This is a genomic window from Clostridium sp. HV4-5-A1G (genome assembly GCF_900184915.1).
GTDB lineage: Bacteria > Bacillota > Clostridia > Clostridiales > Clostridiaceae > Clostridium_B > Clostridium_B aromativorans.
Genome location: NZ_FXYI02000033.1, coordinates 1 through 25,499 on the forward strand (window position 1 = coordinate 1; position 25,499 = coordinate 25,499).

The following is a 25,499-nucleotide window of genomic DNA, read 5'->3' on the forward strand; positions in this document are numbered from 1 at the left end:
TAATATTTCATATAAATGTATAAAGTAAAACTATAGTAAAAATATATGGCTTAAGTGTTTTTAATCTTGTTTTATAGTATAATAGTACTTATTAAATAGTGCATATAGGGGGAAATGGTATGTATAGAGAGAAATATGAATATTGGCTGAACTCACCTTATATAGATGAGAAAGGAAAATTCGAATTAAAAAACATAAATGATGAAAGAGAGATAGAAGATAGATTTTATAAAGATTTAGAATTTGGTACAGGTGGACTTAGAGGAATAATAGGTCTGGGTACAAATAGAATGAATATATATACTGTTGGGAAAGCTACGGAAGGGTTGTCTAAATATCTTATAAAAAAATATAAAAAAGATATTTCCGTGGCAATAGCCTATGACTGCAGAATAATGTCCAGGGAATTTGCACAGACTGCAGCATGTAATTTATGCGCAAATGGAATAAAGGTAAATCTTTTTAAAACACTTCATCCTACGCCAATGCTTTCTTATGCAGTAAGAGAATTAAAATGTAAAGCTGGCATTGTCATAACAGCATCCCACAATCCAAAACAATATAATGGATATAAAGTATATGGTGAAGACGGCGGCCAGATAACGGATGACTGGGCAAATGAAATACTTTCAAATATAGAGAGTATTGAAGATTTTTCAGAGATAAAACACATCAGTATGGATGAAGCTGAGAATAGAGATCTTCTACATATTATAGGGGAAGAAATAGATACGTCTTATATAGAAAAAGTGAAGAATCTGGTGATAAGAAAAGAATTCGTACGTTCTCATGCAGAAAATCTGAAAGTTATATATACACCTCTTCACGGAACTGGAAACATTCCGGTGAGAAGAACTCTAAAGGAACTTGGATATAAAAATGTATTTGTGGTTGAGGAACAGGAGAAACCAGATGGGAATTTCCCAACGGCAGCTTATCCAAATCCAGAGGATCCAAAAGTATTTCATCTTGCCCTAGATATGGCAAAAGATATAAGGCCGGATATAATATTTGGGACAGATCCGGATTGTGATAGACTTGGTGTAGTTGTAAAAGATTCTCTGGGTGAATACAGAGTACTTACAGGAAATCAGGTTGGAGTGCTTCTGACCGATTATATTCTATCTTCTTTGAAGGAATTTAATAAGCTTCCTGAAAATGGTGAAATAGTTAAAACTATAGTTACTACAGAAATGGCAGCTGATATAGCAAGAGAATATAAAGTCAATTTGATAAATGTACTCACTGGATTCAAATATATAGGAGAGAAAATAAAAGAATTTGAAGAAGAGGGAGATAAAAAATATATATTTGGTTTTGAAGAAAGCTATGGATACTTAGCTGGAGATTTTGTAAGGGATAAAGATGCAGTGATTGCATCTACTTTAGTATGTGAGATGACTTTGTACTATAAAATGAAAGGTAAAAGTCTTTATGAAGCTTTGATAGATCTTTATAAAAAATATGGCTTTTACAGGGAAAAGCTTATACCAATAGAACTTAAGGGAAAGAAAGGGCATGAAAAAATCGAGACAATAATGCATTGCCTCAGGCATTCAATGAAAAGAGTACTTGGAGATGTGAAAATAGTTAAAAAACTGGATTATAAATTGAGTGTGGAAAAAGATTTGGTGAATATAAGTGAAAAGAATATAGAGCTTCCTAAATCAAATGTACTTAAATTTATTATGGAGGATAAATCCTGGTTTGTGGTAAGGCCTTCAGGAACAGAACCCAAAATAAAAATATATCTTTCTGTAATAGGCAGAAGCCTTGAGGATTCCCAAAATAAGATGACAGTACTGGAAAAAAACGTCATGGATATAATTAGAAATGCAGATTGATGATAAACGGTGTAGGTGATAAAAATTTATGGATATAAGATCATATTTTGCAGAGAAGTTATCTGGATTTTTATTTCTTGAAATCAGCAAGAGAAATGTGGAAAAGATATTTGGAGTTAGAATTTCAGAAAACATATATTTGCCTGTTAATTCTAAATATATAGTAAATAATATTAAATTCAAGAGGAATATGGATGAAATACCTGTAGGATATTTTATTGAAGGAATGTACTATGTATTGGGCGCAGACGAAAATTTCAAATTTGACAAATATTATAAAGATATATTGATAAGCCATGAGGACAATAATAAATTTATAAAGGGTGTAATTTCTAAAAATATTAAAGATAAAGACTATGAGGACGCTTATATAAATTTAAAAGGACTGTCTGTTTTAGAAGATACTAAAAAAATATATGACAAACTTATAATTATGGTAGATGAAATGAGAAAGAAAAATAATGTATATAGAGAAGAGGAATTAAATGTTCTGGAAAAGGCTGAAGGCAAAGAAAACTATGCACTTCCATATTTTTATGAAGCCATTTTAAAAAAAGAAGATGGGGATTATGAGAGGGCATTATTTTGTATAAATTCCTATATAAAAAATGGCGGCAAAGAAACCATAGAGGTAACGGATTTAAAGCAGTGGCTGATATCCATTGTGAATTATGACAGAGGGAAAGAGCTTTTAGAAGGTACACCGGCTAATCCTACAAAGGCCTTAAAGCTGTTGATACCACTCATGGATACCTTAGGTGACAGCGCTCTTTTATACTACTATATAGCTGTTGCCTATAGGATGCTTGAAAACTATGAAAAAGCAATTTATTATCTAAATGAAGCTTTAAATATAGACAGCAGTATAGTGGAAATTGTGAATGAAATGGGAATAAATTATGCTTCTTTAGGGGATTACGAAACTGCTGTAGCTTATTTAAGGAAGGCTTTTGAAGCTACTAAGTCTGTGGAAATATGTACGAATCTCATAATGTGCTATTTAAATTTGGGAAATTTAAAAGATGCAAAAATTCATTTGGAGATGGCAAAAAAGTTGAATCCAAAAGATGAGGTAGTAATTCAATTGGAGAATATAATCAAAAATATACCCAATTCGAAAAAACATTTAGAATAAAGACGTATTAAATAAATTATGGAAAGGATGCTTTAAAATGAATGTAAAAAAGGCTATAATACCGGCAGCGGGGCTTGGAACAAGATTTTTACCTGCTACCAAAGCTCAACCTAAAGAAATGCTTCCTATAGTAGATAAGCCTACTATACAGTATATTATAGAAGAGGCAGTGGCCTCTGGAATAGAAGAGATACTTATAATAACCGGAAGAAATAAAAGGGCAATAGAGGATCATTTTGATAAATCTGTGGAGCTTGAAAAAGAACTGGACAGTAAAGGTAAGGGTGATCTTCTCAAGATGGTGCAGGATATATCCAATATGGCGGATATTTACTATATAAGGCAAAAAGAGCCTAGGGGACTAGGTCATGCCATAAGTTGTGCTAAGACCTTTGTGGGTAATCAACCTTTTGCAGTAATGCTTGGAGATGATGTTGTAGACAGTAAAGTTCCCTGCTTGAAACAACTTATAGCTTGTTACGATGAATATAAGACTTCAATCATAGGAGTTCAGGAAGTAGATAAAAACGAGGTTTATAAATACGGTATAGTTAAGGGTATGTATATAGAAAATAAAGTATATAAGGTTAAAGATTTAATAGAAAAACCTAAAGTGGAAGAAGCTCCTTCCAATATAGCTATACTCGGCAGATATATAATAACTCCATCTATATTTGAAATACTTGACAATACCACTCCTGGAAAAGGAGGAGAAATTCAACTTACAGATGCCCTCAGGACACTTGCTCAAAATGAAGCCATGTATGCATATGCTTTTGAAGGGAGAAGATATGATGTAGGTGACAAATTGGGGTTCCTGCAGGCTACTGTAGAATATGCTTTGAAGAGGGATGAACTTAAAAAGCCTTTTATGAAATACCTTCTGGATTTGAAAAAAACCGAATTATTTAAGAAAGTAAACGAGGAGATAATAGATAAATCTGACAAAATAAGTTCATAAATTCGTAAATAAAATTATGTTGAATAATTTTTATTATGAGGTAAAATAGAAAAAGGGAGTTTTGTCTAAAACTTTTGCAAAAAACTTTAGGAAGTGTTGGTATGCAGAAAGATAGAAAACTTATTATATATGATATAGTTTTACTGGTTGGTTCGTTGTATTTTGCACTGCTTTTAAGATTCGACTTTAAGATACCTGATGAATATATGGGCTTTTTGAAGCTTTCTTTAATTCCAGTAATAGCCATAACACTTATATTTAATAAGTTTTTTAAATTGTACAACAGCATATGGAAGTATGCCTCTATAGAGGAATTGATGTCTATAATATATTCTATTTCACTTTCAAATGTTGTATTTGTGATTTACAGTCATTTTGTAAATTTTAGATTTTTGGAGAATAGGTATTATAGATTTCCATTTTCCGTACATATAATTTTTTGGATATTATCTGTAATTACATTGGGTGGAACCAGATTTTTAATAAGGATAGTGGATCAGAGCAAGGGAGAAAAGGAAGTAAGGAAAAGATGTAAGAAGCTTTTAATAATAGGGGCAGGTGATGCGTCGTCAATACTGATAAAGGAGATAAAAAGACATAATAATCTAAATTACGATATAGTGGGACTTATTGACGATGATGTTTCCAAGAAGGGAAAGTTTATAAGTGGAATTGAGGTACTAGGGGGAAGAGATGATATTGTAGATATTTGCAAAAGGAAGGAAGTTGAAGAGATAATAATTGCAATTCCTTCCGTGGATATAGATGCGAAGAGGAATATTATAAATATATGCAAAAAAACCGATTGCAAGCTAAAAACACTTCCTGGTATATATGAAATTGTAGATGGAAGAGTGAATATAAGCAAACTGAGAGATGTCAATATAGAGGATCTGCTTGGAAGAGAAGAGGTAAAATTAAATAACAGTAATATAAACAAGTACATAAGGGATAAAGTAATATTGGTAACTGGAGGCGGCGGTTCTATAGGTTCAGAATTATGCAGGCAGATATCGAAGTTCAATCCAAGAAAATTATTGATACTGGATATATATGAAAATAATGTATACAGTGTTCAAATGGAATTGAACTACAATCATCCGGAGTTGAATAAAGAAGTTATAATAGCATCTATAAGGGATATAAATAGAATGAGAAGCATATTTTCACAATATAAGCCAGATGTGGTTTTTCATGCTGCTGCCCATAAGCATGTTCCGCTTATGGAATTGAATCCAGAAGAAGCAATAAAGAACAATATAATAGGAACTTATAATGTACTTAAATGCTGCAATGAATTCAATGTCAAAAAATTTGTCCAGATAAGCACAGACAAGGCTGTTAATCCTACCAATATTATGGGAGCTACCAAGAGATTTTGTGAAATCATGGTTCAGGCTTTTGATCAAATAAGTAGTACTGAATACGTTGCTGTCAGATTTGGAAATGTCCTTGGCAGCAATGGATCGGTTATACCACTTTTCAAGAAACAGATATCCCATGGGGGACCGGTTACTGTTACACATCCAGAGATAAACAGATTTTTTATGACAATACCTGAGGCTGCCCAGCTGGTTATACAGGCCGGAGCTATAGCCCATGGAGGCGAGATATTCGTTCTGGATATGGGTAAGCCAGTTAAAATAGTTGATTTGGCAAGAGACTTGATAACACTTTCCGGGTATAAGCCTGATGTTGACATTAAAATAGAGTATACTGGATTGAGGCCCGGAGAAAAGTTATATGAGGAACCACTTATGAATGAAATAGCACTTACTGCAACGGAACACAATAAAATATTTGTAGAAAAATCGGATAATGTAGATATTAAGTTTGTGGAACAATCCATAGCACAATTTGAAAGAGCTGTTGTTGGAAGCAGGGAAGATATATTTAAGCTTATGGAGGAAAAGGTTCCGACTTATAGGAGAAAGAAAAATGAGGAGGAATCTGCATAAACAGACAGGGAGGCAATACAGGAAAGAATACAATCCAAAAGTATTTTACGTAGAATACAAATGCCAAAAAAGTTACAAAACTATATGGTGAACTTATATAAATTATAGAACTCGGGAGGAAAGAAATGTCACAATTAAAAGATGAATTGATATTAAAATTGAAGGATAGAACTGCTAAGCTGGGAGTGGTAGGCTTAGGATATGTAGGACTTCCCCTTGCTGTGGAGAAAGCAAAAGTAGGATTTAATGTTATAGGATTTGATGTTCAGGATAAGAAAGTAGAAATGGTAAATAAAGGGAATAATTATATAGGCGATATAGTTGATTCAGATTTATCCAAACTTGTTGAAGCAGGAAAACTTAAGGCAACTACTGATTTTGGATTTGTTAAGGACGTGGATGCAGTTACGATATCTGTTCCCACACCACTTGATCTATACAAACAGCCGGATTTGTCCTATGTAGTTGATTCTACTAAAAGTGTGGCGAAATATCTTCACAGAGGAATGCTTGTAGTACTTGAAAGTACTACATACCCTGGAACAACAGAAGAAGTGCTGAAACCTATACTTGAAAAAGGTGGATTGAAATGTGGAGAGGATTTCTTTTTGGCATTTTCACCTGAAAGAGTTGATCCCGGGAATAAAAAATACAAGACCAAAAATACACCCAAGGTAGTTGGAGGCTGTACACCCGAATGTACGGAAGTTGCAGCAGCTCTTTACAAAAGTGTACTTAATAGTGATGTGTTTACGGTATCTTCGCCGGCAGTAGCTGAAATGGAGAAGATACTTGAAAATACATTTAGAAATATAAATATAGGACTTATAAATGAAATGGCAATATTATGTAATAGAATGAAAATAGACATATGGGAAGTAATTGAGGCGGCAAAGACTAAGCCCTATGGATTTATGCCATTTTATCCGGGACCGGGATTAGGAGGACATTGTATACCACTTGATCCATTTTATCTTTCATGGAAGGCAAAAGAGTATGATTTTCACACTAAGCTTATAGAGACTTCTGGAGACATAAATGATTCAATGCCTCTATTTGTAGTGGACAATGCCATGAAACTTTTGAACAAGTATGAGAAAAAGGCCATGAATGGGGCAAAAGTACTCCTTATGGGAGTAGCATATAAAAATGATATAGATGATATGAGGGAGTCACCTGCTCTCAAGGTAATAGAACATCTTGAAGCAAATGGTGCGGATATCATAATAAATGATCCCTATATACCGAATTTTAAGCACAAGGGAAAAGAATATCACAGTGTTGACTGGGAAAAAGTTATAGATGAAAGTGATATAGTAATTATAACTACAAACCACAGCTGTTATGATTATGAGCGGATTGTGGAAAGGGCAAAACTTGTATATGATACCAGAAATGCTACAAAAGATGTTAAGAACAACAGAAATAAAATTCATAAATTATAAAAGTGAAATTTGTATAAGTCCTAATTTGTAGGACTTATACTATTGATAAAGAAAGAGAGAGAGGTTACTTCTATGAAGAAATTGAGATTTGCCATTATAGGCTGTGGAAGGATTTCATATAAACATGTTGAAGCTCTGGCAGCCAATAAAGATGAAGCAGTTTTAGTGGCAGTATGTGATGTAGTAAGTGAAAAGGCTGAGAAAAGAAAAAATGAATATGCGGATAAAATAGACAGAGCTTATATTCCGGAAATTTATACAGACTATAAGAAGATGCTTGCGAACCAGGACATAGATGTGGTTACCATAGCTACTGAAAGTGGATATCATCCTGAAATAGCCATCTACTGTATGGACAAGAATAAAAATGTCATATGCGAGAAGCCCATGGCACTTTCTATACAGGATGCAGATGCGATGATAGAAGCATCTGAAAGAAACCATGTAAAGCTGTGCATATGTCATCAGAACAGGTTCAACAAGCCGGTGCAGCAGCTTAGAGAAGCTGTGGAGGGAAACAGGTTCGGCAGGCTTGTAAACGGCACGGCCAGAATACTCTGGAGCAGAGATATGGACTATTACAATCAGGCTCCCTGGAGAGGGACCTGGAAACTCGATGGAGGCACACTGATGAATCAGTGTATACACAATATAGATTTACTCCAGTGGATGATGGGTGGAGAAATCTATAGTGTATATGCCCAGTGTGATACCTTTATAAGAAATATAGAGGCGGAGGATTTTGGGGCGATTATAATAAGATTCAAAAATGGCTCCATAGGAATAGTGGAGGGAAGTGCCTGTGTTTATCCAAAGAATCTGGAAGAAACCCTCAGCATATTTGGAGAAAAAGGCACCGTGTGCATAGGCGGACTTGCAGTAAATAAGATAGAGACCTGGGAATTTGCAGATCACAGGGACGTAGATGATGAGATGTCAAGGACACAGGAAGGGAATCCCGATACCGTATATGGCTTTGGACACATACCTCTTTTCAAGGATATGATAGATGCAGTAAACAATAATACGAGACCTCTCATAGATGGGAAAGAGGGTAAAAAGGGAATGTCTATAATTTTGGCAGCATATAAATCGAGGCTTACAGGTATGCCGGTTAAATTTCCATTCAAAGATTTTTCAACTATGGATATGGTAGATGTAGACAAAATACTCAGTAATAAATGAAAAGGTGGAAATGTTGATGAAAACAGCTTCTAATGGCCAAAGCAGAATTGTATACATATTAATTATCTTGAGTTTAATAGCAAATTACCTTATGTTTCCAAGTTTGATTGTAGTCCAGTTATTTGCAGCTTTTTATGTTACTATAATTTATAAGAAATTTATTACCTGCAAATTGGATCTTATATATTTTTCTACATTATTGTTTGCTATTATAAATTTTTCACTGAAGATACCCATAGGAAGTAGATATGAAGTATATTATTTTTATGTGACTTTGTTTATATATATGCTATTTTTCATATATGGTTTTGTGAAACACTATAATAATATTGGTTTTGATTTAATTAAGAATAATAAGTATTTTATTTTTATCAGTATATTCATTGTATATATGCTGTTTGGTTTTTTTATTTCTGAAGATAAAAAGTTGTCCATTAAGTATATATTTAATTTTTTTATTATGATATCCCTTATGATTATGATGATTTGGGAAAATAGATCTAGAACAGTCATGAATAAGAGCCTAAAGCTTTTAGAATATATATATATGGGCGTATTGTTTCTTGGAACATTGGAAATATTTGGAGTAAGGTATGGAGTTAGAAATCATTTTGAAGAGTGGGATCCTATAGTAACCCAGATAAGTTATGTTAAAAAGATACCAGTTGTGTTTTTTTACAATCCCAATAATTATGCAGCATTTTTAGTTATAGGCATGACGATATTAATTGGAGCATGGCTATTCACCAATAGCAGATTTAATAAAAGGATCTATTTGTTGTTATATTTCATAAGTCAGTTAAATTTAATATTTACTAGATCCAGAACAGCCTGGATTACTATATTTATTGTATTATTATTTATGATAATTTTCTATTCTTTCTCAAATAATAGAAGTGTGTATAATATAAAAAGACTTGCAATTTTGGCAACTGTTACCATAGCGGTATTTTTAGGAATTTCTTTTATACCGAATATGCAGCCTTTTTATGGGAAAATAACAGGTTCAAGATTATTGAGCAAATTGAATATTTTTAATTCAGATTATCGTTTGAACCCGCAGGATGAAAAATTACTGCAGCTGGGCAAAAAAGGATCGGAGAACGAGAGATATACACTTATCTATGATGTAGTACATGGAGTTATTATTCAAAAACATTATCTGGGCTTTGGTCCTGGAAATATTGAAAACTATGTAAAAAAGATGAATAATACTTTTGGAGTCCTGAATGTTCACAGTTTCTGGTTTGAAATATTGGGAAATTTTGGTGTGGCAATTTTTTTATACACAATATATATATATGCCAACATGATAAGATCTCCGCTGCGTTCTTATGATTATTCAGATAGGGAGATGAAGAAATACTCAATTATGTTTTCATCAAATTTGTTTGGAATAGTGTTTTTATCTTTTGGACCCAGTACTATTATGTGGTATACACCTTTTTGGATATCTATGGGTATGTCAATGGCTCTTATAACGAGTAACAGAAAAATTTAAAAATAATTAGAATCTGAGGTGCTGTTAATTGAAGATTTTAATACTAGCAAGCTGGTATCCTGACAGTGTGAATCCTGTAAATGGTATATTCATTAAAGAACAAGTTAAAGCTTTGAAACAGGTTGGATTAATACCAGTTGTATTTTACCCCTATGACAAGAATATAAACAGGGGAAAATGTATGAGATTTGTTGAAGATGAAATAATTGTATATAGGGCCAATACTGATTATTTTAAAAAAGCTAAAATATCGAGGCTTTTCAGCATGATCAAGGCAGCCAAAATGTTGAACAAAATAGTAGTTGAAAACAATATAAGTTTAATACACTGCCATGTATGTTATACAGCAGGTTTTATAGGATACATATATAGTAAGTTCTTTAATAATATACCATATATAATAACAGAACATTCCTCAAAAGTTCATGAATTCTCAAATAAAATTTATAATAGGATTTTATTTTATTTATCATATAAAAGAGCCAGATATGTAATTACGGTAAGTACATATCTGGCAAAAGAGCTTGCCAGCTTAAAATTCAAATTTAAAAGTAAGATAATAGGGAATGTTGTAGATACATCTTTATATTTTTGCAATAATAAGCAAACAGGTAATAATGATAAAAAAAATTGGCGTTTGTTGTTTATAGGATTGATGCCTGACAGTGAAGTAAAGGGACTACAATATTTTATACCTGCACTTGCTGATTTTATAACTGAAAATCCTTACTATAATATAGATTTTAATATAGTAGGTGATGGTTCTAAAAGGCATAAATATGAGAAAATGTGTAAAGATCTTCACATATCAGATAAATGCAATTTTTATGGAAAGGTGGATAAATCTGAAATACCAAAATTAATAGATAGGAATGATTTTTTAATATTGCCTAGTATTAAGGAAACATTTGGCAGCGTATTGATAGAATCCATGGCTGGAGGGAAACCTGTACTTGCAACTGAGTGCGGCGGACCAGAGGATTTTGTAAATGAAAAAGTTGGAATATTAGTTAAACCTGGCAGTAAAAAGCAATTGGAAATTGGGATAAAATCCATGATAGAAAATTATGATTATTTTGATCCCAATTACATAAGAAATTATGCTGAATCTAAGTTCAATTATGATTCAATTGGTGAAGAACTTAAAGAATTATATATTAGTATTCTTTCAAGTTAATTATTGAAGTGATTTTTGAAAGGATGGATTATATTGTCAAATTGTATATTTCATATACCATTTAAAATAAATGAAAATTGGCCGTCAGCATCTCAAATAAGACCTTTGAGGATGCTGAATGCTTTTAAAAGTATTGGATATAATGTAGATATTGTTATGGGATATGGAAAAGAAAGAAAATATAGTATAGGGCAAATAAAAAGAAAAATTAAAGATGGAGTAAAATATGATTTTATGTACTCGGAAAGTTCTACGGAGCCAACAATATTAACTGAAAAAAATCATATTCCAATGTTTCCATTTTTAGATTTTGGTTTTTTTAGTTTTTGTAAGAGACACGGAATAAAAATTGGATTATTTTATAGAGATGTATATTGGAAGTTTGACGAATACAAGTTATCAGTATCATTTGTAAAGAGAATTATAGCATGTATGTTCTACAAATATGATTTATTGAGGTATAAGTATCTTTTGGATGTTTTTTATCTTCCATCATTGAAGATGTATGATTATATACCGATAGATTTTAAAGGAAAAGTTGAGGAATTGCCTCCTGCAGCTGAAAAACATAAAATATCTTTTCAAAGCGACATAAATGATATGAAAAAGAATTTGAATATATTTTATGTAGGGGGACTAAATTATCTCTATAATCTGGAATATCTTTTTGAAGTAGTCAATCAGAATAAAAATTTGAGCTTGACAGTTTGTTGCAGGGAAAAGGAATGGAATTCAGAAAAATATAAATACCAAAAATATATTAATGACAGAATACATATAATTCACGAATCAGGAGACAAATTGATTCCATATTTTAAAAAGGCAGATTTATTTAGTATTTTTGTAAAACCTCAGAAGTATAGGGAATTTGCTATGCCTGTAAAGTTGTTTGACTACCTTACTTATGGCAAACCTGTAATTGCTACAAATATGACATCTGTTGGGGAGTTTATAAATGATAATGATATAGGATGGGCTATAGACTATTCAAGAGAAGAATTAAAAAAACAATTGGAATATATAATTAATAATCCTAAGTCATACGGAGAAAAAATAAATAATATAAAAAAAATTATATGGTACAATACTTGGGAGGCAAGAGCGAGAAAAGTTGTAGATGATTTAAAAGAATAGTTTTGGAGGAGTATATATGAAAATATGTTATCTGTCCGATGCAAATAGTATACATACTAAAAAACTGTGTGATTTTTTTAAAAATAGAGGATATGATATATATGTTATATCTCTGAATCCTGGCAAAATAGACGGGGTCTGTGTATACACTTTGGATTATGATTTAACGGAAACTAGAAAAAATAGTTCTATAAAAAAATTAAAGTATCTATCTTCTATTACAAAAGTGAAAAATATTATTTATAAAATAAAGCCTGATATAGTTCATGCTCACTATGCAACTAGTTATGGACTATTGGGAGCATTATCTAAATTTCATCCATTTATATTGTCGGTATGGGGAAGTGACGTATTTGATTTTCCACAAAACGGTATATTAAAAAAAATCATGCTTAAATACAATTTAAAAAAAGCCGATAGGATACTTTCTACAAGTAAAGTCATGGCAATTGAAACCAATAAATATACAGATAAAAAAATAGAGGTAACACCTTTTGGTGTCAATTTGAATTTATTTAAGCCATCTGAGGATAAATATAGAAGTAAGGATTGTATAACTATAGGGACAATAAAAACTCTGGAAGAAAAATATGGAATAGAGTATTTAATTAGGGCCTTTGGAAAATTACATAAAAAGTATCCAGATAAAAAATTGAAGTTGGAAATAGGCGGAAGGGGATCTCAGAGAGATTATCTAGAAAATCTTGCTGTTGATTTGGGAATAAAAGATGAAATTAGGTTTCTTGGATTTTTAGATAGAAAACAGGTTGCAGAGGCATTTAATAGATTTGATATAGCTGTATTTCCTTCTACTTTAGATAGTGAAAGCTTTGGAGTTGCAGTAGTTGAGGCCCAGTCCTGCGGCACTCCAGTTATAGTATCGGATGTTGGAGGACTTCCAGAAGCTACAGATCCTAATGTATCAAGTATTCTTGTTAAAAAGAAGAACAGTGATGATATAGAACTAGCTCTGGAGAAGCTGATTTTAGACAGGAATTTGAGAATACTGATGGGAAAAAATGCAAGAAAATTTGTGGAAGATAATTTTAATGTAGAAGATAATTTTAATAAAATTGATATTATATACAAGAATGTAGTGAATTCATAGTTATATTTGGTGGTGAAATTATGAAAATATTGTTTTTGACACAGTACTGTCCTCCAGAAGTAGGTGCACCTCAAAATAGAATTTTTGAGTTTGCAAAACGTCTAAAAAAGTTTGGACATGAAGTTACGATACTTACGGCTATGCCAAATTACCCTAAAGGAGAAATATTTGAAGGATATAAAGGCAAGAAGGTTGTAATAGAAAAAATAGATGGAATAAGGATAATTAGAACGAGAATATATGCTACTAAAGAAAAGGGATTTCTAAAAAGACTCCGAAATTATCTTTCTTTTACCTTTTCTTCTGTATTTACCGGCTCTAAATATATTGAGAAACAAGATGTAGTTATAACTGAATCACCCCCTCTCTTTTTAGGATGGTCAGGTTATGTGATAGCTAGAAAAATAAAGGCTAAATTTGTGTTCAATGTATCGGATCTATGGCCTGAATCTGCTGTTAAACTCGGTGTACTTCATAATAAGCTGTTGATAAAAGCATCTACATGGCTGGAGGAGTTTTGTTATAGAAAGGCTGATGCAATTACAGGCCAAACAAGAGGAATAGTTGACAATATAATTGACAGGGGATTTGATAGTGAAAAAATTCATCTTATAACCAATGGAGTGGATACTGAATTTTTTAGAAAAGAGAACAGAGATGAAAAATTTAGAGAATCTATAGGCATAAACGGTAAATTCGCAGCCTGTTACGGTGGAATACACGGTTTAGCTCAAGGACTTGAAATTATAATAAATGCGGCAGAAATTTTAAAAGAACATAGGAACATACAATTTGTTTTTGTAGGGGATGGTCCCGAAAAGCAAAAACTTATAAATATGGCGGCTGAAAAAAAACTTGAAAATGTTACTTTTTTACCAGTTCAGCCAAAAGCTAATATGCCTAAGATAATTGCCTCCATGGATGCTTCTATTATACCATTGAAAAAACTGGATATATTTAAAGGTGCCCTTCCCTCAAAAATGTTTGAAGCACTTGCAACAGAACTTCCTATTGTACTTGCCGTTGATGGTGAAGCTGCAAGATTGATAGAAGAAGCTGAGGCAGGAATAGTGGTTGAACCGGAAAATTCATCTGATCTGGCGAATGCGGTTTTAAAATTATCCAAAGATGATGAATTGAGAAGAAAACTCGGAAGTAATGGAAGGAAATATGCTATAACAAATTATTCCAGAGATAATATAACTAGAAAACTGGAGAATATACTTTCCAGTATTGTGAAATGATCAGTATATTTGTTTCGGAATCTGGAGGTTAATATGAAAGATGCAAGTACAATTAAGCTGGTATTGAAAAAAGGACTTGTGCAAATATTCAGTGCGAATTTTGTAAATAAAGTGATACAGTTTGGCATAATGTTTTTTATGACTAGAATATTGGGGAAAAAACTATATGGAGATTTTACATATGCTCAAAATATATTGAATATATTTTTGACACTGGAAGGCCTGGGAATGGTGTCTAGTTCGCTGCAATACTGCAGTATGGAGAAAAGAGAAGATAGAAGACTATCTTATTTTAAATATGCTGTTAAAATAGGAAGTGCCTTTAATTTACTTATAGCTATATCAATTATAGTATATACTGTATTTTTCAAACTGCCAGTAGAGGGAAGTACCCAGATGCTTTTTTATCTGTCGGCAATTCCCCTTATGACAATATTTTTTAATGAAATTCAAACACTGCTTAGAGCGGAACTTAGGAATAACGAATTTTCACTGCTTACAATCACAAACACTTTATTGTACTTTTTTGGCAATGTTTGTTTTGGATATTATTTTAGTGTAAATGGTATAATTGCTGGGAGATATATGGCATATATAATTTCTATTATTATTGGCATATATCTTATACGTAATCAGGTGAAAAAGATTGCTAAGATAGCTTATCCCGCCAAGGAAGAAAAAAGGGATTTTTTAAAATATTCTGTGGTTAGCTGTCTTACAAATGCAATGTCGCAGCTGCTGTATCTAATGGATACTTTTTTTGTAGGAGCTATAACCAAGAGTAGTGAGATAATAGCGTCTTATAATGTTGCTATGTTAATTCCGTTTAATTTGATGTTTATTCCTATGTCAATATTGACTTTTGCCTATCCTTATTTTGCAAGGCATTGGGATGATAGAAAATGGATTAAAGATAAATATTATATACTTGTTAAGTATCTGTTTATTTTAAATATATTTATAACGATTGTCCTTATAGTATTTGCTCCTTTTATTGTGGAAACTGTATTTACTAAGCAATATTCTGATTCAATTACCAATTTTAGAATATTGACTGTGGGATATCTTATAGCAGGTACCTTTAGAATACCATCGGGCAATGTGCTTGCCAGTATGAAACTTGTGAAAGTCAACTTTTATAATTCAATGATAACAGGTATAGTCAATATAGTTCTTAATATAGTTCTTATAACTAAGTTTGGATCTATTGGGGCATCATTATCTACAGTTTCAACTTATATATTGTCTTCAATCATATCCAATGTATATCTTAGAAAATATGTCAATGAATAATTTTAAAAAAGGAGTACTAAATTATGGCAATTTATCAGTTGATATTGTATTTATCCATCTATATGTATGTAATTATTATGCCGCTAGTATATAGTAAATTCAAATTTATGGGAATACCATTTAGTGGAGATATATGGATGCTAGTAGTATTTTTTATATATTTTATAGGACTTGTATTTTTTAAAGACATGAGAAAGAGTTTTATTAGAGGTATAAAGGGATTTTTATCTGATTATTTGAGTATATCTATAATGGCCCTGATAATTATAATGGCTGTTTCATCTATCTATGCAGATTATAAAATGGAATCTGTTTATAAAACTCTGAGATATATGAGTTACATAATTTTATATTTCATAATATTTAGCCAGGGGTTTGAAAAGAAATTTTTAAAAGGAATTTTATATTGTTATATATTTATTTCTGTTATAGTAGGAATTATAGGAATATGGGATTATGCTTCAGGAATAGGTGTGATTCAAGCAGGGGAATCTGTAAGCAGACTCAGAATTAGTTCAACGCTGGAAAATTCTAATAATTTAGGAGCCTATTTTATTTTAATTATATTTCCCATAATAATGCTTGCTATTAAGGAAAAGGACATAAAGAGGAAGGTACTTTATATATTGATTGCATCCATATTTTTATTGAATATACTATTTAGCTTTTCCAGGAATGCATGGCTTGGATTTGGGATAGGATGTATAATAATTGCATTTATGTACAGCCTGAAATTTTTATTTACACTAATCCCCATTGGAATAGTCAGCTTTTTTATACCGCAGATTTCTAGTAGGTTGAGGGAATTGACAGATGTTACCCAAAATACATCTAGAATAAAAATTTGGGATACAGCTATAATGATAATTAAGGATCATTCCATTATAGGTGTAGGAAATGGAAATTTTGAAAAAGCATGTGCTAGATACATGTATCAAAAACCGGGTCTGAAAACAAGTAATTTTGTTCCAAAACATCCCCATAATATTTTTCTGGAAATGCAAGCAGAAATGGGAATATTTGGAACAGCTGCATTTGTATCAATTATAATTTCATCTATGGTAAAACTCATATATTTTCTTAAGAATGTTAAAGATAAATTTTTTTTAAAGTTTTATAGAGGGTTCTTTGTGTCTTTTGTGGTTTTTATATTGATGAATTTAATTGATGATTTTTTTTCTGCACCAAAAGTCATATCCTTTTTTTGGATCACAATGGCCATACTCCAATCCTATGAATTAAAGGATGAGTATAGTTTTACTGAAATCAATAATTTGCACTAGGATCAGCGGTTAGATGTAGAGATAATGTAGAAAAAAAGCGGTAAAAGGGTGAAAGTGACAAAAGAGAGAGTATGTATTATAATGAAAAGCATGCGAGCAGGTTAAGTTAAAAAATAAAAACATGTCGCAATTGTAAGTTGATTAATTATTTATATTTAAGAGGTGTTTTTATGAAGAAATTGAGATTTGCCATTATAGGCTGCGGAAGGATTTCATATAAACATGTTGAAGCCCTGGCAGCCAATAAAGATGAAGCAGTTTTAGTGGCAGTATGTGATGTAGTAAGTGAAAAGGCTGAGAAAAGAAAAAATGAATATGCGGATAAAATAGACAGAGCTTATATTCCGGAAATTTATACAGACTATAAGAAGATGCTTGCGAACCAGGACATAGATGTGGTTACCATAGCTACTGAAACAGGAAGGGAATCCCGATACCGTATATGGCTTTGGACACATACCTCTTTTCAAGGATATGATAGATGCAGTAAACAATAATACGAGACCTCTCATAGATGGGAAAGAGGGTAAAAAGGGAATGTCTATAATTTTGGCAGCATATAAATCGAGGCTTACAGGTATGCCGGTTAAATTTCCATTCAAAGATTTTTCAACTATGGATATGAAAGGCATTGCAAAAATTAATGACTAGCAGTTTTAGTATTGGAAATGAAATAATTTAATTTTCAATCTTCAAATATATGAGAATAGGAGAGTTAATATGTGTGAAAGATATATATCTAATAATGCCAAAATTGGCAATAATATAACTATTGGAAGATTTGCTGTCATAGAAGATGAGGTCATATTGGGTAACAACTGTGTAATAGGCCATAATGTGGTGATTCACAGGGGATCTAAAATAGGCGACAATGTGAGAATAGATGATAATACTGTAATAGGCAAGGAGCCAATGAGATCGGTAAACAGTATATTCAAAGATGATAAAAAATTCGAACCAGCTTTAATAAAAAGCGGGTGTCTTATAGGTGCAGGAGTTATAATTTACTGTGGATGTACTATAGGTGAAAATGTACTCGTTGCGGATCTTGCAACCATAAGAGAAAATGTAAGCATAGGAAACAAGACTATAATAGGGAGAGGAACAGCTGTGGAGAATTTCTCGAAGATTGGTTCAAACTGCAAGATTGAGACAAATGTGTATATTACGGCTTATTCTGATATTGAAGACAATGTGTTTATTGCGCCTGGAGTTGTAACTTCAAACGATAATTTTGCAGCTAGATCCAAAGAAAGATATAAGCATTTTAAAGGTGTGACTGTTAAAAAAGGTGGAAGGATAGGTGCCCAAGCAACTATACTGCCAGGTAAGATCATAAATGAAGATGGTTTTGCCGCAGCGGGAAGTGTAGTTACAAAAGATGTGGAAAAAGAAACTATAGTTGCAGGAAACCCGGCCAGGAAATTTAGAAACGTTCCTGAAGATCAGCTTCTTAAAAACCAATAATAAATTTAACAGGAGGATATCCATGAAAATATTGACAGTTGTAGGAGCAAGGCCTCAATTTATCAAGGCTGCTGCTGTTTCCAACATAATAAGAAAACATCACAGTGAGATATTGGTACATACCGGACAGCATTATGATGAAAATATGTCCAAAGTATTTTTTGAAGAACTTAACATACCTAAGCCGGATTACAATTTAGGCGTGGGATCGGGAAGTCATGGAAAGCAGACGGGAACCATGCTTATAAAACTTGAAGAAGTGTATGAAAAGGAGAAACCTGATTTTGTGCTGGTGTACGGTGATACCAATTCGACTCTTGCAGGAGCGCTGTGTGCCAGCAAATTATTGATTCCAGTGGCCCATGTGGAAGCAGGGCTCAGGAGCTTTAATATGGAGATGCCGGAGGAACAGAACAGGGTTCTTACAGATCATATTTCCAATATTTTGTTTGTACCTACAAAATCTGCAGAAAAGAATTTGAAAGATGAGGGAATAAAAAAAGGCGTCTATAATGTGGGTGATGTTATGTTTGATGCCATTTTGAATTTTAAAAAGCTCGCGAGAAGCAGGAGTGAAATTATAGAGGAACTTGACCTTGAGGGTAAAGAATACATACTAACTACTATACACAGGGCTGAAAATACAGATCATATAGATAAATTGAGCAATATAGTAGGAGCTCTTAATGAATGCGGTAAAACGGTTGTACTTCCACTTCACCCTAGAACTAGGAAATATATGCTGAATTATGGACTTGAGTTCAGTGAAAATGTAAAGGTAACAGATCCTGTGGGGTATTTGGAAATGATAAACCTGGAGATGAATTCACAAAAAATAGTTACGGACAGCGGTGGAGTCCAAAAAGAAGCTTTCTTTATGAGAAAGCCCTGCATAACTATGAGGGAGGAGACAGAATGGGTTGAAACTGTAGAAAACGGCTGGAACAAGATAGTGGGAACTGACAGAGAAAAAATATTGGATGCTGTATTGAACTTTATACCTTCAAGGGAGCAGAAGAATATATTTGGAGACGGCAGTGCCTCCTCTAAGATACTTGAAATACTTGATAAAAGATGATTTGGAAAATTAATTTTAAAGCCTTTTAAATGGGAGGTGGCAGTTATAAAAGTATTACAGATTATATCCGGGAATGATACGGGCGGTGGTGGAAGCCATGTACTTAATTTAAGTCTTTATTCAAATCCCATGTTTCACAGTATTATAGGCACCTTAGGTGGAGGGGGACTTTATGAAAAAAGTAAAAGACTTAATGTAGATACGATAAAATTCAAGAAGAGTCTTACTTATGACAGGTATATGTTAAAGTACATAGACAGAAACAAAATCGACATTGTCAATTTCCATGGTGCAAAGGCATTTTTTGCCCATTATTTTTTAAAGGATAAAATAAAAATTCCTACAGTGGCTACAGTACACAGCGACTTTAGAGATGATTTTTTAAATAATAGTGTGAAATATAAATTGTTTACTCCTCTCAGCAAAAAAGGATTGAAAAGTTTTCACAGATACATATGTGTATCGGATTATATAAAAGACATTTTAGACGAAGAAAATTTTAGAGGGAGAAAATTCAGGGTTAACAACGGTATTGATATAAATGGATTCACTGTAAGAGAAAATAGGGAAGACATAAGAAAAAAGTATAACATACCTAAAGAGGATTTTTTGTATGTAAATGTGGCCAGAATGCATCCTGTAAAAAATCAGATGTCCCTTATACAAGCCTTTGGAATTATTAGAGATAAAGTTAAAAATGTAAAGCTCATAATAGTTGGAGATGGATCAGAGGAATTGAAGCTGAGGAATTTGATTGTGGACTTAAAGCTGCAGGAGGATGTAATACTTACAGGGTATAGTGAAAATGCCTTAGATTTTATAAATGCAGGGGATGTGGGAATATTGACATCATTTAGTGAGGGAGGGGCGCCTCCACTAGTGCTGCTTGAAAGTGCTGCTGTAAAAAAACCTTTTATAGCTCCAGACGTAGGTGATATGGATAAAATTTTAGATGAAAATTCCATATTTTTAGTCGACCCCAATTCCATAGAGAGTATAAGCAGTAAAATGAAGTTGGCTTATGATAGAAGAGAATACCTAGCGAAAATGGGAGAAAATCTGTATAATATCTGTGTGAAAAAATTTTCAATAGATAATTTTTGTAGACAATATAATGATATATACAATGAAATAATTTCACAAAAATAGTTGGAGTGAATTAGATGGCAGGAAAAAAGATAATAAAAAGTTCTGTTGTAGTTATGCTTCTCATAATAGGGGGCAAAATTTTGGCAATGGTGAGAGATTCTCTCATAGCCGCAAAGTTTGGGGCAACTTATATAAGTGATATATATAATTTTTCACTGGGGCTTGTATATCTTTTAACTACTATAAGCTATGGCCTTACTACGACTTTTATACCTCTCAATTCAGAACATATTGAACACAGCAGCAGCAAAAAAAGAAATGAGTTTGTAAACAATATAATAACTTTGTCTACTTTTTTCACAGTTATAATTACGATGATGCTCATTGTATTTTCAAAGCAGATAGTGTATGTATTTGGTCATGCATTTACTGCAAATGTGGACATATACAGTCAATCCGTTGAAATAACCAGGATAATGCTGCTATCCCTTGTATTTGTAACACTTCAAAGCGTAGTTACGGGAGTATTGCAGTCACATAAAAAATTTTACGAACCTGCGGCTATGGCGTTGGTTTCCAATCTTGTATATATAGTTTACCTGGTATTTTTAACATCCAGATATGGAATAAAGGGATTTGCCGTAGCTACTGTAATAGGATTTTTTGTTCAGTTCGCTATAAACCTTCCAAGGTATAGAAAGCTTGGATATAAATATAAATTTGTAATGGATATAAAAAATAGAGATGCCCATTCCATGTTCAAGTTGATGGTACCTATAATTATAAGTACTTCAGTGGTGCAGCTTAATTTGTTTATAAACAGATCTTTTGCCAATAACATATATTTTGGTGCGGTTACGGTGCTCGATTATTCAAATAAGATAAATACCCTGGCTTATGAAGTTTTTGCCATAGGAATTGCCATGATTGTATATCCTACCCTTTCGGAATTGGCAGTAAAGAAGGATATTTTAAGGTATAAAAAAGCTCTGGTCAACGCTATAAATATAATAATGATAATTATGATACCAGCAGCAGTTGCCATAGGGATTTTAAGACATCCCCTCGTGAATTTGATTTTTAGACACGGAGCCTTTGATTTGACGGCTTCAGATTTGACTTCCAATGCACTTTTATTTTATTGTCCTGCAATGATTGCCTATGGGATAAGGGATATATTAAATAAGGCCTTTTATTCCATTAAGGATGCTAGGACGCCTATGATAAACAGCTTTGTGGGAATAATCATAAATATAATCATAAATTTTATTCTGATAAAACATATGAAAGTTTCAGGGCTTGCTTTAGCTACTACAATTTCAGCAATTATAACTACAATGCTTATGACGACAAGTTTAAACAAAAAATTAAACGGCATGAATATGAAAAAAATTTTTTATGGTCTATTGAAGATAAGTTTTTCTTCTGCAGTTATGGGTGTATGTATATATACTGTAAATTATATTTGCATGAATGAAATTTCCTCTTTTATGTGGAGCAATATTATATCTATCTTTGTATCTTTTGTGCTTGGCAGTGCAGTTTACTTTATATGCCTGCATTTTACCAGAATTGAAGAGTATGAGTACATTCTTAATGCAGTTAAAGATAAAATTCCAATATAGTAACCTATTTTTAGATAAAGAGGGTGGTGGGCATAATAAAAAAGCGTATTTTGGGTATGGATGTTATAAGGGCTGTTTCAATAATTGCGGTTATAACACTGCATGCTTCAGCAACTGTGCTCTACAGATGCATGCCTTATTCTACTACGTATAATATATCATTCATAATAAATCAGCTTTCCAGGTTTTGTGTTCCGGCCTTCATAGTTATTTCAGGCATGGGACTTACTGTGAATTATAAAGAAGGTGGAAGTTATTCTGAATTCATAATGAAGAGATTTTTCAGAGTGGTACCTCAATACATAGTATGGTGCATAATTTATATACTGCTGATAACCAAAAATTTTAACATACAGGAGGACATAAACGACATAATTTATGGAAATGTATTCTATCATTTTTATTATGTACCGCTGATAATTGAATTTTATATCATATTTCCATTTATATATAGATTTATGGGTAAAAGATGGTGGGTATTTTTTAGCTTTATCATTACAGTCCTTTTACTTGCATATACATATTATTTTAAAAGTGTTTCTCCGGAGGAATGGTTCTGGAATAAAAAAAATCTATTATACTGGCTTTTTTATTTTTCAATGGGAGGTTATATAGGTAAAAATATTGATAGGATTTCCGAAAAATTGAATAGCCACAGACTTTTTGTATCTGTGTTGTTTTTAATTTCGGCTTTTATAGTTATATACGGCTTTATATCTGGCAATCAATTTGTTAAAAATGTAGACTATGTAACCACTTTTCAGAGACCGGCAGTACTTGTTTATTCTACATTCTTCATATTTTTTATATTTAGTTTTAACTTTAGCAGGGGATTTATTATGAATATCGTAAGATATATATCGGATATTTCTTATGATATATATCTGGTTCAGTCTGGTATACTGTATCTTTATACTCAATATTATATGAGTAGGTATATTCATGCAGATAATTTGAGTTTTGAAATAAACGCCTTTTTAATAACTATTTTTGGATCTATTGTTATAAGTAAAGTAAAAAAAGTTTTATAGTGAAAACATCTATGATATAATAAGTAAAAATATAGGAGAGTAGGTGAACTTGCTAAGTTATGCAGGCGGATGAAATAGAAATAAATGTTGAAGAGGATATAAAAAGCAAAAGGGTACAGTTTTTTTTAAAGAGAGAATTTGATCTTGTATTTTCTGCTGTAGGATTGATATTATTGAGTATAGTTTTTATTTTAATTGCAATTTGGATTAAGATGGATTCTAAGGGGCCTGCTATTTTTAAACAGATTAGAGTGGGTAAGAATGGAGAAAATTTTACAATATATAAATTTAGAACAATGGTGGTAGATGCGGAAAAAAAACATGAGCTGAACATTGATCCAAATAATTTAGAGAATTTTGTGTTTCAAAGTAGAAGCGACAGCAGAGTGACTAAGTCCGGCGCTTTCTTGAGGAAAACAAGTCTGGATGAAATACCTCAACTTTTCAACGTGTTATTGGGGAATATGAGTCTGGTAGGACCAAGACCTGAAATACCTGATGTGGTTAAACTGTATCCTAAGGCTTATAGACAAAGACTTTTGGTTACTCCAGGAATAACAGGTCTTGCCCAGGTAAGTGGAAGAGGGGAAATAGAGCTTGGCAAAACTGTTTATTATGATTTGACATATATAAAAAAATTTTCCCTCTTAATGGATATAAAGATCTTATTTAAAACAATCTTTTCCGTATTTAAAAGTGAAGGGGCATTTTAAATGTTTACTAGGTTGTTAAAATACAATGTATTCAATGGAAGTAAATCAGATCTTATGAATTATATAGATAAATTTTCAAAGGTTAATATAGTATCAGGTAATCCAGAGGTGTTGTACAATGGACTTAAGGACGATGCACTGTTAAAAAATTTTACGAATGCCAATACTGTAATAATCCCAGATGGAATTGGCACTCTTTTAGCTTCTAAAATTGTTGGCGTGCCTATAAGGCAAAGGATAACCGGTATTGAAGTCATGGAGAATATAATAAAAAAATGTGAGGAGGAGGGGAAAGCTATATATTTACTTGGGGCAAAGCAGAATGTCCTGGATGTGTGTGTGACAAATTTAAAGAAAAGATATCCTCCTTTAAATATATCCGGCAGTCATAATGGTTATTTTGATCTAGATGATTGTGAAAGTATACTTACTGATATAAAATCCAGTGCTCCCTATGCTCTATTTGTAGCAATGGGTACTCCAAAACAGGATATCTTTATATCACAAAATATGAATGAGCTACCCTGCAGTATATATATGGGTGTAGGAGGAAGTTTTGATGTATTTGCAGGAAAAGTAAAAAGGGCTCCAAAGTGGATGATAGCTCTAGGACTTGAATGGCTTTATAGAGTCATCAAGGAACCTTCTAGAATAAAGAGGCTGGTATCTATACCAAAATTTTTATTAAAAGTGATAGCTTTTAATAAAAAAAAATCTAAGTTTGATTAATGTTTTTAATCAGGCTTAGACTGTAATAATTATTTAATTTTGTTTTCCAGTATATCCTTGAAATTGATACTTTCTAGTTCTTTGATCAATCTGTTTTGTACTCTTAAAAGTGAGTTATGTATATAGCAGTGTCCATTTCTATTTGCAGTACAATGTCCGGGATCATATAAACATCTGTTTAAATAAATAGGTCCGTCAATAGCTTTGATTATACTCATAAGAGTTATCTCCTCGGGCATAAGATTTAATGCATAGCCTCCATTAACCCCTCTATAGGATTTAATTATACCTGAGTGAGTTAACTTCCTTAAAAGTTTAAGAAGAAATCTAAGTGGTACATTTTCATTTTTAGCTATGGATTTAGCTTCAATTCTCTTGCCATAACCCAATTTTGACAAATAAAGTACAACTCTAAGGCCATAATCTGATTCCTGTGTAATCCTCATATGCAATATCTCCCCAAAAATATTTATTTTTAAATAATTAATAAATTAGGTAC

General features: G+C 32.3%; 22 protein-coding genes and 1 pseudogene. 22 read left to right on the plus strand and 1 reads right to left on the minus strand.

What is annotated here, in order from left to right; genetic code table 11:
* The first annotated feature begins 119 nt into the window (after positions 1-119).
* The 22 genes and pseudogenes from J5G60_RS05585 (at position 120) to J5G60_RS05685 (ending at position 25,000) form a co-directional block, all read left to right on the plus strand.
* Positions 120-1,844 (plus strand): phospho-sugar mutase, encoded by a 1,725-nt coding sequence (locus J5G60_RS05585; RefSeq protein ID WP_150356194.1) that lies wholly within the window; start codon positions 120-122, stop codon positions 1,842-1,844.
* 28 nt (positions 1,845-1,872) lie between these two features.
* Positions 1,873-2,979: a tetratricopeptide repeat protein gene (locus tag J5G60_RS05590; RefSeq protein ID WP_150356193.1), complete on the plus strand. Its 1,107-nt coding sequence runs from the start codon at positions 1,873-1,875 to the stop codon at positions 2,977-2,979.
* A gap of 37 nt (positions 2,980-3,016) precedes the next feature.
* On the plus strand, positions 3,017-3,940 hold the full coding sequence (gene galU / locus J5G60_RS05595; RefSeq protein WP_150356192.1) for a UTP--glucose-1-phosphate uridylyltransferase GalU: 924 nt from the start codon (positions 3,017-3,019) through the stop codon (positions 3,938-3,940).
* Between the two features lie 101 nt (positions 3,941-4,041).
* Positions 4,042-5,898, plus strand: coding sequence for a polysaccharide biosynthesis protein (locus tag J5G60_RS05600; protein WP_150356191.1), 1,857 nt, complete (start codon positions 4,042-4,044; stop codon positions 5,896-5,898).
* Positions 5,899-6,023: 125 nt separating this feature from the next.
* The gene (locus J5G60_RS05605) at positions 6,024-7,343 is read left to right on the plus strand and encodes a nucleotide sugar dehydrogenase (protein ID WP_150356190.1); all 1,320 of its coding nucleotides are present in this window, start codon (positions 6,024-6,026) and stop codon (positions 7,341-7,343) included.
* A 72-nt stretch (positions 7,344-7,415) separates the two neighbouring features.
* On the plus strand, positions 7,416-8,528 hold the full coding sequence (locus J5G60_RS05610) for a Gfo/Idh/MocA family protein (RefSeq protein WP_150356189.1): 1,113 nt from the start codon (positions 7,416-7,418) through the stop codon (positions 8,526-8,528).
* Between the two features lie 16 nt (positions 8,529-8,544).
* The gene (locus tag J5G60_RS05615) at positions 8,545-10,029 is read left to right on the plus strand and encodes an O-antigen ligase family protein (RefSeq protein ID WP_150356188.1); all 1,485 of its coding nucleotides are present in this window, start codon (positions 8,545-8,547) and stop codon (positions 10,027-10,029) included.
* Between the two features lie 28 nt (positions 10,030-10,057).
* On the plus strand, positions 10,058-11,206 hold the full coding sequence (locus J5G60_RS05620; RefSeq protein ID WP_150356187.1) for a glycosyltransferase: 1,149 nt from the start codon (positions 10,058-10,060) through the stop codon (positions 11,204-11,206).
* A gap of 27 nt (positions 11,207-11,233) precedes the next feature.
* A complete protein-coding gene (locus J5G60_RS05625; RefSeq protein WP_179978322.1) occupies positions 11,234-12,340 on the plus strand; it encodes a glycosyltransferase in 1,107 nt (368 codons plus the stop codon).
* A 16-nt stretch (positions 12,341-12,356) separates the two neighbouring features.
* Entirely contained in the window at positions 12,357-13,448 is a 1,092-nt protein-coding gene (locus J5G60_RS05630; RefSeq protein WP_150356185.1) for a glycosyltransferase, read from the plus strand.
* A 20-nt stretch (positions 13,449-13,468) separates the two neighbouring features.
* The gene (locus J5G60_RS05635; RefSeq protein WP_150356184.1) at positions 13,469-14,692 is read left to right on the plus strand and encodes a glycosyltransferase family 4 protein; all 1,224 of its coding nucleotides are present in this window, start codon (positions 13,469-13,471) and stop codon (positions 14,690-14,692) included.
* 33 nt (positions 14,693-14,725) lie between these two features.
* Positions 14,726-15,985: an oligosaccharide flippase family protein gene (locus tag J5G60_RS05640; protein ID WP_150356183.1), complete on the plus strand. Its 1,260-nt coding sequence runs from the start codon at positions 14,726-14,728 to the stop codon at positions 15,983-15,985.
* A gap of 23 nt (positions 15,986-16,008) precedes the next feature.
* A complete protein-coding gene (locus tag J5G60_RS05645) occupies positions 16,009-17,268 on the plus strand; it encodes an O-antigen ligase family protein (protein WP_150356182.1) in 1,260 nt (419 codons plus the stop codon).
* 170 nt (positions 17,269-17,438) lie between these two features.
* The gene (locus J5G60_RS05650; protein ID WP_442870514.1) at positions 17,439-17,765 is read left to right on the plus strand and encodes a Gfo/Idh/MocA family protein; all 327 of its coding nucleotides are present in this window, start codon (positions 17,439-17,441) and stop codon (positions 17,763-17,765) included.
* Positions 17,677-17,919, plus strand: a pseudogene (locus J5G60_RS19170) (Gfo/Idh/MocA family protein); the annotation flags it as partial. The gene J5G60_RS05650 and the pseudogene J5G60_RS19170, both read left to right, overlap by 89 nt.
* Positions 17,920-17,988: 69 nt before the next feature.
* Complete coding sequence (locus J5G60_RS05655) at positions 17,989-18,735, plus strand: N-acetyltransferase (protein WP_150356181.1); 747 nt, start codon at positions 17,989-17,991, stop codon at positions 18,733-18,735.
* A 22-nt stretch (positions 18,736-18,757) separates the two neighbouring features.
* Positions 18,758-19,813 (plus strand): non-hydrolyzing UDP-N-acetylglucosamine 2-epimerase, encoded by a 1,056-nt coding sequence (gene wecB, locus J5G60_RS05660; RefSeq protein ID WP_150356180.1) that lies wholly within the window; start codon positions 18,758-18,760, stop codon positions 19,811-19,813.
* A 36-nt stretch (positions 19,814-19,849) separates the two neighbouring features.
* The gene (locus J5G60_RS05665; protein ID WP_190972164.1) at positions 19,850-20,962 is read left to right on the plus strand and encodes a glycosyltransferase family 4 protein; all 1,113 of its coding nucleotides are present in this window, start codon (positions 19,850-19,852) and stop codon (positions 20,960-20,962) included.
* Between the two features lie 14 nt (positions 20,963-20,976).
* Positions 20,977-22,527 carry a murein biosynthesis integral membrane protein MurJ gene (gene murJ, locus J5G60_RS05670; RefSeq protein WP_150356179.1) on the plus strand — a complete coding sequence of 517 codons (1,551 nt, stop codon included), beginning with the start codon at positions 20,977-20,979 and terminating at the stop codon, positions 22,525-22,527.
* A gap of 23 nt (positions 22,528-22,550) precedes the next feature.
* Positions 22,551-23,558 carry an acyltransferase gene (locus tag J5G60_RS05675; protein WP_236035161.1) on the plus strand — a complete coding sequence of 336 codons (1,008 nt, stop codon included), beginning with the start codon at positions 22,551-22,553 and terminating at the stop codon, positions 23,556-23,558.
* 59 nt (positions 23,559-23,617) lie between these two features.
* Entirely contained in the window at positions 23,618-24,271 is a 654-nt protein-coding gene (locus J5G60_RS05680; RefSeq protein ID WP_150356178.1) for a sugar transferase, read from the plus strand.
* The gene (locus J5G60_RS05685; protein ID WP_150356177.1) at positions 24,272-25,000 is read left to right on the plus strand and encodes a WecB/TagA/CpsF family glycosyltransferase; all 729 of its coding nucleotides are present in this window, start codon (positions 24,272-24,274) and stop codon (positions 24,998-25,000) included.
* Positions 25,001-25,029: 29 nt separating this feature from the next.
* Here J5G60_RS05685 and J5G60_RS05690 read toward each other — a convergent pair whose 3' ends face one another.
* Positions 25,030-25,446, minus strand: coding sequence for an RrF2 family transcriptional regulator (locus J5G60_RS05690; RefSeq protein ID WP_150356176.1), 417 nt, complete (start codon positions 25,444-25,446; stop codon positions 25,030-25,032).
* Positions 25,447-25,499 lie beyond the last annotated feature (53 nt).